Consider the following 15,828-nt stretch of genomic DNA (forward strand, 5'->3'; position numbering starts at 1 on the left):
AGCCCGAGCACCGCGCCACGCTCGCCCGAGACGCACAGAATATGCGCGGAGTTGACGACCGAGAGTTCCATCCAGCCCGAGTTGCGGGCCAGCAGTCGTTCGGCCTCGTCGAGGTCGACGCCGATCACCGCCATGGTGTAGCCGCGCGGCGCGATCTCGTCGACGGCGCGCGCCCGCTCGGTCACCACGATCAGCGCCTCGCGCAGCGTCGCGATCCCGCTGCGGACCGCGGCCGCGATCTCGCCCTGACTGTGGCCGACAGTCATCGCCGGGCGCACGCCGGCGGCGTCCCACATCGCGGTGAGGCCGAGCATGTGCATGAACAGGGCCGGCTGAACGATCCGGACGTCGTCGGTCTCGGCGGCGTCGCCGCGCCCGAGGACGTAGTCGAGCGGAGAGGTGCCGAACAGCGCCAGCGACTCGGCGTGGCACTCGTCGACGGCCGCGCGGTAAGTGGACGAATGGCGGTAGTCGACGGCCCCCATACCCGGTCGCTGACTGCCCTGACCTGGATAGACGTAGGCGATGCGGTGCGACGACGCCGTCCCCCGCACCACATCGGGATGCGCTTTGTCGGCCGCGACGGCATCCAGGGCGGCAAGGAGTTGGTCGCGATCGGTGGCCGCGATCAATGCCCGGTGCCGGCGGACCGGACGCGCGTCCAGGAGATACGCGGCGATCCGCTGGATGTCGAGGTCGGGGTGGGTGCGAACGTACCGCGCCACCGCGGCGGCGTAGCGTCCGATGTTCTCGGCGGCGTCGGCCGAGACCACCACCGGTACGCGGCCGTCGGGCAGCAGGTACTGCGGTTCGGGTCGAGTCGGCGGGTGCGACGCGGTGTTGACTGACGACATGCTGACTGACGAGGATCTGGACTCAGACACGGGTTGCCTCCGGCATGTCGACGATCAGGTGGGCGTTGGTTCCAGAGACCCCGAAGCTCGAGACCGCCGCGATCCGGCGTCCGTCGCGCGCAGGCCAGGGTTCAGTTTGGGTGGCGAGACGCAATCCCGCTGTGCCCCAGTCGATCTTGTCGGTCGGATCGTCGGCGTAGAGGCTCGGGACGAGGGTTCCGTTACGACCGCACTGCAGCACCTTGATGAGTCCGAGGACGCCTGCCGCAGCCTGCGCGTGTCCGGCGTTCGACTTCACCGATCCGACGGTCGCCGGGTTCTCCGGTCCGCGGGCGTCGCCGTAGGTTTCGGCGAGCGCGTCGAGCTCCATCGGGTCGCCGAGGGTGGCGGTGCCGTGGCCTTCGATCACATCGACGGCAGCGGCGTCGATCCCCGAGGCCTTCAGGGCGCCGTCGACCACCCGGCGTTGCGCCTGCGCGCTGGGCACCACGATCGGTCCGCCGCCACCGTTGTGGTTCACTCGCGATCCCGCGATGACGCCGTAGATCCGATGGCCCGCGGCGCGCGCGGTGGCCGCGGTCTCGACCACGACGGCGCCCGCACCCTCGCCCCACACGGTGCCGGTGGCGCCCGCCGAGTACGACCGGCACCGCCCGTCCTTCGCGAGGGCGTTGCTGCGGGAGAACTCGACGAACGCTGCGGGAGAGGCCATCACGCAGACGCCACCGGCGATCGCCCAGTCGCACTCGCCGGCACGGACCGCTGCTGCGGCCTGGTGGATCGCGGTGAGCGACGACGCGCACGCGGTGTCGACGACGATCGACGGCCCCACCAGGCCGAGCGCATGCGAGATCCGGCCGGACACCGCACCGAGCGCAGTACCCGCGATGCGGTGGCCGGAGTACTCGTTGACGCTAGCCGCACGCGGCCCGTACTCCATGAGGGAGGCACCGAAGAACACGCCGACCTCGTCGCCCGCGAGCGACGCCGGATTGATGCCCGCGTTCTCGACGGCACGCCAGGCGACGCGCATGGCGACCCGCTGCTGCGGATCCATCGCCGCCGCCTCGCGGGGGCTGAGCCCGAAGAACTGCGGGTCGAACTCGGCTGCGCCGTCCAGGAATCCGCCCGCGTCGGGCACCGCGCCCCAGCCGGGAATCGCGTCGAGCGCGAGGACCTGGTCGACGTCCCAGTCGCGGTCGCGCGGCATGGGCCCGATCAGATCGGCCCCCGCGGCGAGCGCGGCATAGAAGTCTTCGGGAGTGTCGATCCCGCCGGGCGCCTCGACGGACATGCCCGCGATGACGATCGCGGAATCGGGGATGTATGCGGTCATCGAAGTTCCACCCCCATGCCGGTCGAGTAGGCCGAGGCGCTAGCCGAGGACGTATCGAGACCCCCACACACACCACGGCCGACGGTCTCGATACACCGACTCACTCCGTTCGCCGGCACTCGACCAACAAGGAAACCGACCGTCCCCACGCCGGTCGAGCAGCCCCGCGGCACTGGCTTCCCCACGCTGGTCGTCGAGTAGGCCTGCGGCGCTGGCCTTCCCCCGCTGGTCGTCGAGTAGACCTGCGGCACTGGCCTTCCCACGCTGGTCGAGTAGACCGAGGCGCTAGCCGAGGACGTATCGAGACCCCCACACACACCACGGCCGACGGTCTCGATACACCGACTCACTCCGTTCGCCGGCACTCGACCAACGTGGCTACCGACACGACCGGCGGTCACGACTGCACCAGCGCATCTACGACAGCCGCTGGGTTCTCCGTCAGGTAGAAGTGGCCGCCGTCGACGACGGTCACGTCGACGGCGTCGGCGTGGGCGCTCCAGGAATGGAGTTGGTGGGGGCGGATGATCGGGTCGTCGGCGCCGCCGAGCACCTGGATCGGGATGCTGAGGCGGGCGTCGGCGGTCGACGAGTAGGCGTCGAACGCTCGATAGTCGGCGCGGAGGGCGGGCAGGGCCATGCGCATCACGGCGTCGCTGTTCATCACCGCGCCGCCGGTGCCCTGCAGGCCCGACAGGTGCGCCATCAGTTCCTCGTCGGAGTCCGGATGCTTCGGGAGCAACGCGACGCTGCTCGGCGCGGTGGACGCCGAGACCACCAGCCGCACCGGGGCACGACCGCCGTCCTGCAACAGTCGAGCGAACTCGAACGCCACGATCGCCCCCATGCTGTGCCCGAAGACCACCGTCGGCCGACCGGCGAACGCGTCGTCGGACACGAACGCCTCGACGGCCTCGGCGGCGAGCTCGGGCAACGCCGTGGCCGCGGGTTCGCGCATCCGGTCCTGGCGGCCCGGGTACTGCATGATGCGGACGTCGAAGTGCGCCGACAGCAGACCCGACAGTTCGCGGTACGACGACGCGCCGCCGCCCGCGTGCGGGAACACGACCAGTACGGGAGCGTCCGCGCGCGACGGCTTGTGGAAGGCACGGAGGGCAGGGGCTTTGCGGACGGCGGTGGTCATGAAGACGGCCTTTCTAGCAGATGCAGGGCGATCCGCCGCTCGGGGCGGACCTGGAACTCGCCGACGTCTCGCCACCCGCGCTTGGTGAGCGCTCGACGGATGGGAGCGTTGTTCGACGCCGGTTCGGCGGCGACGCGACGGCAGGCGGGGTCGGCGACGAACATGCCGTCGGCCAACTCCCGCAGCAGCCCGGACACCAGGCCGCGCCCCAGGAGCTCGGTGTCGGCGGTGGCGACATGGAAGCCGAGATCGTGCGGGTGAACGTCGTAGAGTCGGGCGATCTCGTCGCGCGCCACTCGGTAGGTCTCCAGGTAGCCGACGTCGATGCCCTTGTAGGAGAAGATGATCGGTCGCGAGTAGTCGCCCGCCAGCCGGTACGACGCATCGTCGATCCAGCGCGCGGCGTCCCACTCCTGCTCCCAGGTGGCGGCCAGGTGCGGCCGGGCGAACCACTCTTGGAGCATCACCGGATCGTCGCCCGAGGGATCCACCGCGCGGAGCGAGAAGTCGCCGTGGAGCGTCGGGATCGGCGGCGGTCCCGCGGCGACCACCGCGTCGGAGACATCGACGATCTCCCGCGCGATGGCATACGTGGTCTGCTCGATCGTCATCAGATGGCCCCCACTCGGGCAGCGGAACCAGCGACAGCACTGCGATCGACAGCACTGCGCAGCACCCGGTTCGAGAGCTCCCCGAGGCAGCTCAGGTTCGGGAATCCCGGCCCTTGCGCGAAACCTGCGAGGTTCGGCAGATAGAGCGGGGCGGGCAGTCCCGACACCGCGAGGTCGTGGCCGATCGCATCCTCCAGATTCTTCAGGTCCGGACGGGCCCCGATCGCGAGCTCCATCTCGTCGAGCGTCTCGGCGTCGAAGAGGTCGAGGAACCACAGCGGACGACCGCCGGTGGCGTCGACCACCAGGTCGAAGCCGTGCTCGGTGGCCAGACAGCCCGGGTTGTCGAGGGTCAGCGTCACCGACTCCCCCGTCCGACGTGCGCCGGTGACCCGGCCGCGCAGGTGGTTGATGCGGTCGTCGGCCAGCAGGTTCTCCTGCACGCTCACCGAGAACACCCCTCGGTCGGTGCGGCGGATCACGTCGCGCCGTTCGGCCGCGGGGAGCGACGACCACCCGGTCGGGTCGGAGAACACCGAGTTCTCGAAGTAGCTCTCGCCGCGGGTGTAGATGGTGGGCGCGGGCGAGATCACCGAGATCGACATGACCTCGTGCCGCACCAGCTCGTCCAGGGCCGACGCCGCGGTCTCGCCGCCGCCGATCACCGCGGCGCGCGACGACGACGGGATCGCCCTGCGCGACACCGCGTTCCAGAAGCTCGACACCGACAGCACGCGTGGGTCGTCGAGCAGCGGTTCGTCGCTGGAGCCCGGTCCGGTCACCAGGAGGCCGTCGCCGTCGATGGTCTCGACGGTGCCGTCGTGGGTGCGGAAGCCGACCGTCCAGCCGCCGCCGTCGGCCAGGCGGACGGTCTCGACGGTGCCGATGCGCACGTCGACGCCCGACTCCGCCGCCACCCATTCCAGGTAGCGCGCCCACACGTGGTGGTGCGGGTTGGGCCGACCGCGGTCGATCCAGTCGGTGTACGTCTGATGGGCCACCAGGAATGCCATCCAGCTGTACTCGAGCATCCCGGCGTTGATCTGCGCGGCGTGCGTGCGGTGCGGCGCGCCGCGGTACGGGAACCCGAGGTCCTTCTCCGGGCTGGTGCCCAGCCGATGGCGGCCGTCGGTCCAGCCGCCGGTCGGCAGCCAGTTGCCGCCGACCGCGTGCTGATCGACGATCACCACGCGCGGCGCGGGCAACCCGAGGTCGGCCATCACCCGCGCCTTGGCGGCCACCGCCAGCGCTTTGGGGCCGGCGCCGATCACCACGAGCGTGCCAGCCGCACCGTAGGCGTCACCGTTCACTGCCTGGGACTTCACTGCCTGGGACTTCATTGGGAAATCAGCTCCTCGTCGTCCATCGCCGCGATCTCGAGGTAGACGGCCGCGATCTGTTCCAGTCGTCCGGGCCGCTCGTCCGCGGCGTCGAGCCGTCGCGCGAGTTCGGCCGCGGTACGGGCCGCGAAGATGTCGGCCACGCCCGCCTGCGGTGCGTCGAGCAGATCGCGGACGCGGGCGATCACCGTAGTTGCCAGCACGGAGTCGCCGCCGGAGGCGAAGAAGTCGTCGTCCACGCCGAGCACGCCGCCGCCGAGAACGTCGGCGATGATGTCGAGCAGCGCGCGTTCGGTGTCGGTGTCCGGTTCGCGGACCGGGCCGTCGTGCGTCGCCGCACCCGCCAGCGAGGCGGTGATGCTCGCGCGGTCGAGCTTTCCGTTGCCGGTGAGCGGGAGTTCGTCACGCACCTCGATAATCGCCGGAATCATGTACGCCGGCAGCAACCGCTCGAGTTCGACGCGCAGGGCGTCGGGCTGCAGGGTCACCCCGGTCTCCGGTGCGACCACCGCAGCGAGGGTCGCCGGGCCGTTGCCGGTCAGCAGGACGGCGACGGCGTGGCGGACGGCGTCGACGGTGCGCAGCGCCCCCTCGATCTCGCCCAGTTCCACGCGGAAGCCGCGGATCTTGACCTGGTTGTCGGCGCGGCCGAGGAACTCGACCGTGCCGTCGGGCCAGTAGCGGGCGAGGTCACCGGTGCGATACCAGCGTCGACCTTCGAACTGCACGAAACGCTCGGCCGTGCGCTGCGGTTCGTTGCGGTAGCCGTGGGCCACGCCGTCGCCGCCCACCCAGAGCTCTCCGGTGACCCAATCGGGGCAGTCCGTGCCCAGCTCGCTCACCACGCGGCACGCGACGTTGTTCAGCGGCGTGCCGAACGGGACGCTGGTCCAGTGCGCCGGGGGCTGCGACACCTCGCAGACGGTGCCGTGGATGGCGATCTCGGTGGCGCCGCCGAGCCCGGCGAAGCGAGCCCCGGGGGCCAGGACTGCCAGGCGACCGGGCAGGTCGGCACCCACCCAGTCGCCGCCGAGGAGCACCGCGCGCAGGGAGTCGCCCAGGCCCGTGCCGTCGCCGGTCTCGGCCAGCGTCAGGAGCATGTCGAGGGCGCTCGGCACGCAGGTCAGGACGCTGGCGCGATGCTCGACGAGCAGGTCGCGCCACGCCTCGGGGTCCTTCGCGTCGTCGGCGCCGACGGCGATCACCGCGCCGCCCGCACTGTAGAGCCCGAAGATGTCGTAGACGGAGATGTCGAACTCGAGGGCCGCGACGGTCAACGAGCGGTCGTCGCGCCCGATGCCGAAGCGCGCGTTCACGTCGTCGATGGTGTTCATCGCCGCGCGGTGCGGCACCTCGACGCCCTTCGGGACTCCCGTGGAACCGGAGGTGAAGAGCACGTAGGCCACGTCTTCCGGGTCGGGCAGGTGCGGGCCGGAGAGGGGCTGCGCCACCAGCGCGTCCGCGAGTTTCAGGATCGGTACGTCGACGCTCTCGGGGTCGATCACGCCGTCCGTCAACAGCAGCGCGCACTCGCCGGTCTGCAGGATCGCCGTGCGCCGCGCGGCGGGTTGATCGGCGGAGACCGGGATCCACACGGCACCGGCCGCGTAGACGCCGAGCGTGGCGATCACCTGGCGGTAGCCCTTACCGAGTTGGATGCCGACGGCATCACCCGGGGCGACGCCCGCGAAGCGGAGGGCCGCGGCAACGGCCAGCGCCTGCCGGGCCAGCTCGCCGTAGGTCAGCGTGCCGTCGCGCCAGAGGAGCGCGGTGCGGTTCGGGTCTTGATCGGCGACCGCGAAGAACCCCTCGTGCAGCACCCGACCGCTGGCCGGGACACCGGTGTCGTTGACGGCGCAGCGGATCGCGCGTTGGTCGGCGGGCAGTTGAGGCAGGGCTTCCGCCTGCCATCCGGCCACCGAGTCGGCCAGAGCCAGGCGGTCGAGGGTGGCCGAGAAGTGGGCGAACATGGCTTCCACCACGCCGTCGGGGAACTGGTCGATCCGCACATCCCAGTTGGTCAGCAGGCCGCCGTCGACCTCAGTGACCTGAGCGTCGAGCAGCACCTGTGGGCCCTGCGAGATGAGGTGCGCCGGACGGCCGAGGCGCGCGTAGACGTCGTCGGCGAACAGTTCGCCCAGGCCCAGCGCGCTGGTGAAGACCACGGGTGCCAGGACGGTCTCGCCGCGGCTGCGCCCCAGATCGCGGAGCACGTCCAGGGCACCGTAGGCGCTATGCGAAGCGGCCTCGTGCATGCGACGGCCGAGGTCGCGAGCCAGGTCGAGGACCGATCCGCGGCCCGGTTCGGTGAGGATCCGAAGGTCCACGTCCACCAGGATCGACGAACTGAAATCGCCGGAGACCGCATCGATCTCGGGATGCACCGGCATCCGCTGGAACAGCGGGACGTTGAGCAGAAAGGTGGGGCTCGACGACCATGCGCCGACGCTCGCGGCGTACACCGCGGCCACCACCGCGGCCGGGGTGACGCCGTGCTGACGGGCGGCACTCAGCAAGCCTTCACGGGCGTCGGGCGTCAGCCAGTGGTTCATCCGCACCACCTGCGGGGTGTCGCTGGTGCGCTGACCTGCCGGACGCGACGGCAGCACCGGCGCACCGGGGAGATCGGCCAGGCGCTGCGACCACCAGTCGCGGTCGGCGTCGCGCGCCGGATCCGGCTGCTGCGCACGGATCTTCAGGTAGTCGCGGTACTCCACCGTCAGCGGCGGGAGCGTCTGACCGTCGTACAGCGCCACCAGGTCGCGCAGCAGCGTCCGGTAGCTCATGGCGTCGGCGGCCAGCATGTCGATGTCGAAGTGCAGCCGATGGCGGCCGCCGGGGAGCAGCGTCAGGGTGAGGTCGAAGACCACCCCGGCGGCGACGTCGAGCACCTGGTGACTCTTGCTCTCCCGGCGCACGGTGAGCGCGTGGTCGACGTCGGCGACGGTGCTGCCCCGGAGGTCGTCGACCGTCAGTGCCGGTCGCGACAGCTGCGGCAGCACCTGTTGCCTGCCGTCGGAGCCGAACCGGGCGCGAAGCATGCCGTGGCGGTGTGCGAGGGCTTCGGCGGCTGCGGCGAGCCGCTCCGGATCCAGGCCTTCGCCGTCGAACTCCACGTACAGATGCGCGGCCACCCCGCCGAGGTCGGCGGCGCCGGTGCGGCCCACCCAGTAGGCGTGCTGCATCGGGGCCAGCGGGAAAGTGGCTTGGTTCCAATCAGATTCGTCGAACGCGACCGGAGTCTCGGGTGCGGGCGCGGCGGTCGGGGCGAGCATCGCCGCCCAGTGCGCGACGGTCGGCGCGGCGGCGAGATCGGCGAAGTTCACGTCGTAGCCGTGCTTGCGCCAGCCACCGGCCAGCCGCATCATCCGGATGGAGTCCAGGCCCAGGCCGATGAGGTCGTCGGCGTCGCCGATGATGCCGGGATCGACGCCGAGGAGTGCGGCGACGTCGTCGCGGACGGCGTCGATCACCAGGTCGGGAGCGGGGGCGTTCACCGGGCGGCTCGGACCACGAACGGTGCGACGCTGCCGAGCTTCTCGCAGGTCTCCTCGAACTCCCGCTCCGGGCGGGACTGTCCGACGATGCCCGCGCCGGCGCGCAGCCAGGCGCTTCCGCCTTCGGCGAAGATGGCCCGCAACGTGAGGGTCGCTTCGAGTTCGCCGCTGGAGTCGGCCATCAGCACGGCCCCCGAGTAGAGCTCGCGACGCTGCGGCTCCAGTCGGTAAATGGCTTCGAGCGCAGGCGATTTAGGAATGCCCGAGGCGGTGATCGACGGGAACAGCACGCCGAGGGCGCGCCACGGTCCGGCGTCGGGATCCAGGCGGCCGGAGACGGTGGAGGCCAGATGCTGAACGCTGCCGCGCTCGCGCACCTCCATGAACTCGTCGACCGCAGTGCTGCCGGGCAGTGCCACCGACTCGATCTCGGTGAAGCAGGCGCGCACCGACATCGCGTGCTCGGCGATCTCCTTCTCGTCGGACAGGAGCTCGGCCTTCGCGGCTGCGTCGACGTCCGATCCGCGACCGAAGGCGCGCGTACCGGCCAACGGTTCGGTGACCACCGAGCCGAGTCCGTCGGCGGCGACCACCAGTTCGGGACTGAAGCCGGCCGCCTCCAGGCCGCCGAGCTGCAACAGGAACGAGCGCGCCGGGCTGTTGCCGCGACGCCCACGCACGTAGGTGGCCGGGATGTCGACGTCGAAGCCGACGTCGACCCGCCGGGAGAGGATCACCTTCTGGTATCGCCCCTCGTTGATCTCGCTCACTGCCTGGGCCACCCGGCCGCGGTAGTCGTCGGGGTCGTCGGAGACGTCGATGACCTCGTCGGTTCCGGTCGGCACGTCGAACGCAGCGAGCTCCCGCAGCCTGGTCAGGGTCGCCTCGTCGGCGCCGGGCGCAGAGATGCCGTCAGCGTCGACGAAGGCCTCGAGGCCGGGAACGATGAAGTGGGCCAGCACCACGTCGTCGGGCACGCGGTCCAGGAGCCCGTGGTGCGGCGCGCAGTAGTCGAAACCGACCCAGCCGTAGAGGCGCCAGCGCGGCAGGCCGAGACCGTCGAGCGCTGCCGTGAGCGCTTCCGCGGGCTCGCCCTGCCAGGGGATCTGATGCTGGCGGTCGCCGCTCGCGGTCGGGTCGACGATCACGTGGCTCTTGGTGAGGATGATTCGCGCCGTCGGGCGGGCGGCGAACATCCATCGCCCGTCGCGTTCGTAGACCACGTACTCGCCGAACTCGCCGGACGACGCCCAGGCACCGCAGATGGCGGCGGCCTGTGCGGCGAGTTCGTGGTTCGAGGGCGCGTCAAGGTCTATCGGCCCGGGCGTCACCGGAGAAGCGGGTGCCACAACCATCGTTCAGATCCCATCGTTCGCATCACTTTGATTAGGTGAGGCTAAACTACATCACGCATCGAGCGATAGGTTAGGCTGCCCTGGCAATCAGGATTGGAGCCAGGATGCCACCTCTCGCCAGCGACCTCGCCACCGGGTTCGTCGCCCACCGCGACGAGCTCGTCGACCGCTATCGCGCCGCCGGAATCTTCGACGACCGTCCACTCTGGGCACCGCTGGTCGACGCCGTCGCCGCCACGCCCGACGCCCCGGCGGTCTCCGACGCCGCGACCGGTCGCACGCTGAGCTACGCCGATCTCCTCGCGGCCGCGGATGGTCGTGCCGCGGGCTTCGTCGCCGCGGGCCTGCAGCCCGGCGACCGCGCGGTACTGCAACTGCACAACTCCGCCGAGTTCGCCGTCGCCTTCTTCGGCCTGCTCCGCGCGGGCATCGTGCCGGTGATGACGCTGCCCGCGCACCGGATCACCGAGATCGCCCATCTGGCGGCAGGTTCCGGTGCGCGCGCCTACATCTGCGACGACGTCCGAGGCGGCTTCGACTTCCGCGAGCTGGCCGCCGACCTCCGCGAGCGCGTGCCCGCCGTCCAGCAGGTCTTCGTCACCGGCGACCCGGGAGCGTTCGCCTCACTCCCCGACCGACCCGGTCCGTGGACTCCGCCTGCGATCGACGCCGATCTCCCCGCCCTGTTTCTGGTCTCCGGCGGCACCACCGGTCTGCCCAAACTGATCGCCCGCACGCACAACGACTACGCGTTCAACGCCGTGACCTCCGCTGAGATCGCCGGGCTCACCGCCGCCGACACCTACCTGGCGGTCCTGCCTGCGGCGCACAACTTCCCGCTGTGCTGCCCGGGTCTGCTGGGGATGGTCGGCGTCGGCGGACACACCGTCTTCGCCCAGAATCCCAGCCCCGACTCCGCATTCGACGTGATCGAGAAGTTCCGCGTCACCGTCACCGCACTGGTGCCCGCATTGGCCCAACTCTGGTGCGCCGCAACCGAATGGGAACCCGCCGACCTCTCGTCGCTACGACTGCTCCAGGTGGGCGGCAGCAAGCTGTCCGAGCCGGACGCCGCCGCCATCGATGCCGCCATGGGACCGGTGGTGCAGCAGGTGTTCGGCATGGCCGAGGGGCTGATCTGCTACACCCGCGCCGGGGACGCGCGCGAGCTGGTGCACGTCAGCCAGGGCCTGCCGATGAGCCCGTTCGACGAGGTCCGCGTCGTCGACCAGGACGGTCGCGCGGTGGCCGACGGCGAGGAGGGCGAGCTCCAAGTCCGCGGCCCGTACACGATTCGCGGCTACTACCGCGCGCCCGAGCACAACGCCCGCAGCTTCACCGCCGACGGCTTCTATTCGTCGGGCGACCTGGTCCGCCGCCTGCCCTCCGGCCACCTCTCGGTGACCGGTCGCATCAAAGACACCATCGTCCGCGCCGGCGAGAACGTGGCCGCCGACGACGTCGAAGAGCATCTGCTGGCCCATCCCGGGATCGCGCACGCAGCGGTGGTCGGAGTTCCGGACGACGCCCTGGGCGAGCTGATCTGCGCGGTGGTCGTTGGGGGCCGCGACGCCGCCGTCCCCTCCTTGCCCGACATCCGCACGTTCCTGGCCGCCCGCGGTCTCGCTGCGTTCAAGCTCCCCGACCGCATTCACCCCGCCGACTCCTTACCCGTCACGTCGGTCGGCAAGGTCGACAAGGCGGCACTGCGAGAGCAGTTGGCAAGGTAAGGCTCGAGTACCCAGCCAGGTCAGCGGAGCGCCCGTCAGTTCGCCGCCCGCCGGGGCAGCGTCAGCACCTCATCCACGATGTGTGCCATTGCCGCCTCGAAATCCGCCTCGTTGATCGTCGAGCACTGGTAGCCCACCAGCAGCAGGATCGAGTGGGCGGCAAAGCGGTCGGGCACGTTCGGATCGGCGACGACGTCGGCGATGAACTCGGCGATCACGGCGCGACGTGTCTGATCCACGTCCTCCACCGCCTCGGCAACCGCGGGGTCCTTGGCCGCCCAGACGCGAAGTGCGCGCTCAGTGCAATGGGGCAGCGTGTGGGCCGCGGCCTTCAGCGCGACGACCCGATCCTCGGCCCTGCCGATGGCCCGCAGGTCGGAGACGACGTCGGCGGTCGCGGCGCGCTGCCAATGCTCGATGAGTGCGACCTCGAAGTCCTTCCAGCTGGGGAAGGAGTGGTAGAAACCGCCGGTGGTCAGGCCGATCTCGGCGCAGACCGCGGACTGCTTGAAGCCGCTGTAACCGTCGCGCGCAAGGACGCGCATGGCGGCTTCGAGAAACCGACCGCGGAGCTGTCCCGCTCCCAGCGCGATCTCAGTGGATTCGGACATACCCCGATTGTCGCACGAAGGGACCACAACCCCGATCGGTCGGCCGCGGCTCTAGAGTCGTGGGAGGGCCGACGCGGTGCGCCCGGCAGATGTCGACGGAAGGAACAACGCGAGATGACTTCGGAGCAGGGCGTACGGATCACGGTCGACGATCTGGTGGAAGCGATGCTGTCGTCGCGCCCGCCGGTGGTGCTCGACGTGCGATGGCAGCTGGGCGATTCCGCTGGCCACGACCATTATCGCGCCGGCCATCTGCCGGGGTCGGTGTACGTCGACCTCGACACCGAGCTGGCCGCTCCCCCGACGCCCGAGGCCGGGAGACACCCGCTGCCCGCACTCGCTGACCTGCAAGCTGCGGCCCGACGCTGGGGCATCGACGTCGGCTCGCGGGTCGTGGTCTACGACGATTGGGAGGGCAAGGCCGCCGCTCGTGCCTGGTGGCTGCTGCGGTGGGCGGGCCTCACCGACGTGCGGATCCTCGACGGCGGCATCGGCGCGTGGAAGGCCGCGGGCATGCGGATCTCGACCGGCGACGCCACGCCGCGCGTCGGCACCGTGGTCCTCACCGAAGGTCATCTGCCGACCGTCACGATCGATCAGGTCGCCGCGCTCGATCCCACCCAGGCGCTCCTGCTCGACGCCCGCGCCACCGAACGCTTCACCGGTGAGACCGAGCCTGTCGACCCGCGCCCCGGCCACATTCCGGGCGCGGTGAGCGCACCGACCGGGGACAACGTCGACGCCGACGGTCGCTTCCTGCCGACCGCACAGCTGCGGGATCACTTCGAGGCGCTCGGCGCCGCGGACCGGGAGGTCGTCGTCTACTGCGGCTCCGGTGTCACCGCCGCGCACCAGATCGCCGCGTTGGCCGACGCAGGCATCGAGGCCACGCTGTTCCCGGGGTCGTACTCGCAGTGGTCGTCGGACGCGTCGCGGCCGGTGGCGCTGGGTTAGGGCTGGTCCGCCGTCGAGTGCCGCTGCGAGCAGAGCCGCCCACGATGGTCGAGTGCCGCTGCGAGCGAAGCACGCAACGGTGTATCGAGACCAAGCACACTGCAAAACGGTCTCGATACCGGGCGGGTTCGCTCCGCTCACACGCCGACTCGACCAACAAAAAGGCGAGGTCGTCGCACGACCTGCGGACCGATTAAACGTCGGAGTAGTCGGCCACCTGACCGGAGCGGGGGGCGTTGCGCAGGGCGGCGAGCATCCGCGGGACGCGGCGAACGGGCAGCGGCGACGGCCAGTCGTTGGGGCGCAGCAGCGCTTCGGTGCCGCCGTCGACGGTGATCACCGAGCCTGCCATGAAGTCGGCCGCGGGCGAGAGCATCATCATGACCCATTCGGCGAGTTGCTCGGGGGTGCCGTACTCGCGCACCGGCACCGGGTACGACCGCACGTGCTTGCCCGACGAGCTCGCCAGCTGATCCCGTAGCAGGGGCGTCAGCACCGGCCCCGGAGCCAGCAGGTTGACCCGGATTCCCGAGCCCGCCCACTGCTGGGTCACCGCCTTCGCCCGCACCCACCGGCTCACTGCCAGCTTCGACGCCGCGTACGACGCCGGGGCCGCCAGCGGGCCGCGTCGACGCAGCAGCTTGACCGCGCCTTCGGTGTCACCCGCGGTCAGCATCCGGATGGCGCGCCGCGGGACGAACGGCGTCGACGTCGTCGAGTTGGACCCGAAGACCACCACCTTCGCGTTGCCCGCGGCGGCGAGCTCGGGCTGCAGCGCCATCAGGAGTTCGGTGACGCCCAGGACATTGACCTCGACGGTCAGTCGCTCCTTGCCCGCATGCGCACCGACGCCCGCGGCGAACACCGCGCCGTCGAGCACCCCGTCGGCAAGCTTCATGACGGCGCGCACCGCGTCGGACCGTCCGGACTTGGTCGAGAGGTCGGCCACCACGTCGGCATCACGCTGATCGACGCCGATCACCTCGTGTCCGTCGGCGCGCAGCCGCTCGGCCGCCGCGTGCCCCATGCCCGACGCCGAACCGGTCACCACATACTTGCCCACATCAACTCCTGATCGTCGAGCTTCCACCACAACTCTAGAACACGTTCTAGTTCGGCGGTAAAGAGTGAGCGCCGGTGTCAGTCCAGCGCAATGTCGAAGATGCGGCGCGCGTTGTCGGCGAAGAGCTGTTGCAAGAGATAGGGTCCGCGCTCTCCGAGCACGTCGAGCAAGGCCCCCACGGTCATCTCGATCGGCGAGTTGGGACGGTCGATCGGGGAGTCCGATCCGAAGATCACGCGGTCGGGACCGAAGTGCTCCACCACGTGTGTAACCAGCGGCCCCATCATGTCGGCGAGCACCGCGCGGGTGCCGATGTTGCCCGACGTCTCGGGTCCGTACCCGAGGTACGGCAATCCCAGGCCAGACACCTTGACCACCACGTTGGGACGCTGGGCAATCATCGCCATGCGCTCGCGCCACAGCCCCAAGATCTCGGCCCGGGCGGCGGCCGTCATGCCGGTCCGCGTCCCCGTCGGACCGAACACGCCGGCCGGAACTCCCAGGTGTTCCACCACCATGGTGACCTCGGGGAAGCGGCGGGCCAGCATGTCGAGTTGGCCCAACTGATGCGAGTAGGCGAGGGAGACGAACACCAAGTCACGCTCGACCATGGCCTCGAATCCCTGGAGGAAGCGGGTCGACGCCACCGCGTCGGGCTCGTCGCACCAGTCGTGGATGTCGGGGTCGGGATGCTGAGCCCACTTGAAACGGACGGCTCGGACCTTGTCGGAGAAGTCGAGCTGCCGGTCGAGCTGGGCCGCGAACTGCGGATGTCGCGGATCTGCGGCGATCACGACCGCACCGAGCTCCGGACCCCGTCGTCCATGGGGGAGGTCGAGCAGGTACTGGAGTTCCTCGTACGACGAGTCCATCAGCGCCTCGGGTGGCCTCACCGTCCGCCAGTTCGCCTCGACCGCGACCACGGCGGCGACTCCGACGCCGCCCACCGCTGGCAGCGCCGCCGCGTCGCGCGCGTAATTATTCGGCTCGTAGAGCGCGCGCAGCAGGCTGGGGTCGAGGCCGAGGTGGTTATCGCTGCCGGCCCCCAGCCTCGCCGCCAACCAGCGCACCGGCGGAGGCACGAACCGCTTCATCGGCAACTGCTCGAACCGCTCCATGACCCATGACGGGCGCGACGGATTGAAGTAGTGAACGTGCGCGTCGACGATCCCCGGTATCAGTCCCTGCAGCGCGGGGCCCTCGCGCTCAACCTCTTCGTGCCCTGTCACGGAATCCAGCGTGCCACAACAGACAGTCGGCACGCGTCGCAATATTCTCGCCCATGGTCGGACGGCGACTAGAGTGGACGACGCCGTGGCGTCGAAGCCAGCAC

Annotated in this window: 12 protein-coding genes; 2 read left to right on the plus strand and 10 right to left on the minus strand. The window is 70.4% G+C overall.

What is annotated here, in order from left to right; translation table 11 throughout:
* From GX543_RS15970 to GX543_RS16000, 7 genes are all read right to left on the minus strand, one after another.
* Window positions 1–854: acyltransferase domain-containing protein (locus GX543_RS15970; protein WP_290853350.1), on the minus strand; the 854-nt coding region annotated here is incomplete at its 3' end.
* A gap of 22 nt (window positions 855–876) precedes the next feature.
* Window positions 877–2,190 carry a polyketide synthase gene (locus GX543_RS15975; protein WP_290853352.1) on the minus strand — a complete coding sequence of 438 codons (1,314 nt, stop codon included), beginning with the start codon at window positions 2,188–2,190 and terminating at the stop codon, window positions 877–879.
* A gap of 397 nt (window positions 2,191–2,587) precedes the next feature.
* A complete protein-coding gene (locus GX543_RS15980; RefSeq protein WP_290853353.1) occupies window positions 2,588–3,334 on the minus strand; it encodes an alpha/beta fold hydrolase in 747 nt (248 codons plus the stop codon).
* Window positions 3,331–3,945 carry a GNAT family N-acetyltransferase gene (locus GX543_RS15985; protein WP_290853354.1) on the minus strand — a complete coding sequence of 205 codons (615 nt, stop codon included), beginning with the start codon at window positions 3,943–3,945 and terminating at the stop codon, window positions 3,331–3,333. The genes GX543_RS15980 and GX543_RS15985 overlap by 4 nt, the downstream gene beginning before the upstream one ends.
* Entirely contained in the window at window positions 3,945–5,285 is a 1,341-nt protein-coding gene (locus GX543_RS15990; protein ID WP_290853356.1) for a SidA/IucD/PvdA family monooxygenase, read from the minus strand. Before GX543_RS15990 ends, GX543_RS15985 begins: the two co-directional genes overlap by 1 nt.
* Window positions 5,282–8,782 carry an amino acid adenylation domain-containing protein gene (locus tag GX543_RS15995; RefSeq protein ID WP_290853358.1) on the minus strand — a complete coding sequence of 1,167 codons (3,501 nt, stop codon included), beginning with the start codon at window positions 8,780–8,782 and terminating at the stop codon, window positions 5,282–5,284. Before GX543_RS15995 ends, GX543_RS15990 begins: the two co-directional genes overlap by 4 nt.
* A complete protein-coding gene (locus GX543_RS16000; protein WP_290853360.1) occupies window positions 8,779–10,137 on the minus strand; it encodes a salicylate synthase in 1,359 nt (452 codons plus the stop codon). Before GX543_RS16000 ends, GX543_RS15995 begins: the two co-directional genes overlap by 4 nt.
* Window positions 10,138–10,241: 104 nt before the next feature.
* On the opposite strand from GX543_RS16000, the gene GX543_RS16005 reads away from it, so the two are divergent.
* On the plus strand, window positions 10,242–11,867 hold the full coding sequence (locus GX543_RS16005; protein WP_290853362.1) for an AMP-binding protein: 1,626 nt from the start codon (window positions 10,242–10,244) through the stop codon (window positions 11,865–11,867).
* 35 nt (window positions 11,868–11,902) lie between these two features.
* Here the strand turns inward: GX543_RS16005 and GX543_RS16010 are convergent, their stop codons facing one another.
* The gene (locus tag GX543_RS16010; RefSeq protein WP_290853364.1) at window positions 11,903–12,478 is read right to left on the minus strand and encodes a TetR/AcrR family transcriptional regulator; all 576 of its coding nucleotides are present in this window, start codon (window positions 12,476–12,478) and stop codon (window positions 11,903–11,905) included.
* A gap of 114 nt (window positions 12,479–12,592) precedes the next feature.
* Here GX543_RS16010 and GX543_RS16015 point away from each other — a divergent pair, with 114 nt between their 5' ends.
* Window positions 12,593–13,432 carry a sulfurtransferase gene (locus GX543_RS16015; protein ID WP_290853366.1) on the plus strand — a complete coding sequence of 280 codons (840 nt, stop codon included), beginning with the start codon at window positions 12,593–12,595 and terminating at the stop codon, window positions 13,430–13,432.
* Window positions 13,433–13,625: 193 nt separating this feature from the next.
* On the opposite strand, the gene GX543_RS16020 is transcribed toward GX543_RS16015, so the two are convergent.
* Together GX543_RS16020 and GX543_RS16025 are read right to left on the minus strand one after the other, a co-directional pair.
* A complete protein-coding gene (locus GX543_RS16020) occupies window positions 13,626–14,495 on the minus strand; it encodes an SDR family oxidoreductase (RefSeq protein WP_290853368.1) in 870 nt (289 codons plus the stop codon).
* 77 nt (window positions 14,496–14,572) lie between these two features.
* Window positions 14,573–15,724, minus strand: coding sequence for an amidohydrolase family protein (locus GX543_RS16025; RefSeq protein WP_290853371.1), 1,152 nt, complete (start codon window positions 15,722–15,724; stop codon window positions 14,573–14,575).
* Window positions 15,725–15,828: the final 104 nt, after the last annotated feature.

This window comes from Gordonia sp. (in: high G+C Gram-positive bacteria) (assembly GCF_012515855.1).
Lineage (GTDB): Bacteria > Actinomycetota > Actinomycetes > Mycobacteriales > Mycobacteriaceae > Gordonia.

What these genes read in the sequence shown, in the direction of transcription:
- GX543_RS15975 (WP_290853352.1), bottom strand. Translation starts at nt 2,190, where the DNA reads ATGACCGCATACATCCCCGATTCCGCGATCGTCATCGCGGGCATGTCC.
- GX543_RS15980 (WP_290853353.1), bottom strand. Translation starts at nt 3,334, where the DNA reads ATGACCACCGCCGTCCGCAAAGCCCCTGCCCTCCGTGCCTTCCACAAG.
- GX543_RS15985 (WP_290853354.1), bottom strand. Translation starts at nt 3,945, where the DNA reads ATGACGATCGAGCAGACCACGTATGCCATCGCGCGGGAGATCGTCGAT.
- GX543_RS15990 (WP_290853356.1), bottom strand. Translation starts at nt 5,285, where the DNA reads ATGAAGTCCCAGGCAGTGAAGTCCCAGGCAGTGAACGGTGACGCCTAC.
- GX543_RS16000 (WP_290853360.1), bottom strand. Translation starts at nt 10,137, where the DNA reads ATGGTTGTGGCACCCGCTTCTCCGGTGACGCCCGGGCCGATAGACCTT.
- GX543_RS16005 (WP_290853362.1), top strand. Translation starts at nt 10,242, where the DNA reads ATGCCACCTCTCGCCAGCGACCTCGCCACCGGGTTCGTCGCCCACCGC.
- GX543_RS16010 (WP_290853364.1), bottom strand. Translation starts at nt 12,478, where the DNA reads ATGTCCGAATCCACTGAGATCGCGCTGGGAGCGGGACAGCTCCGCGGT.
- GX543_RS16015 (WP_290853366.1), top strand. Translation starts at nt 12,593, where the DNA reads ATGACTTCGGAGCAGGGCGTACGGATCACGGTCGACGATCTGGTGGAA.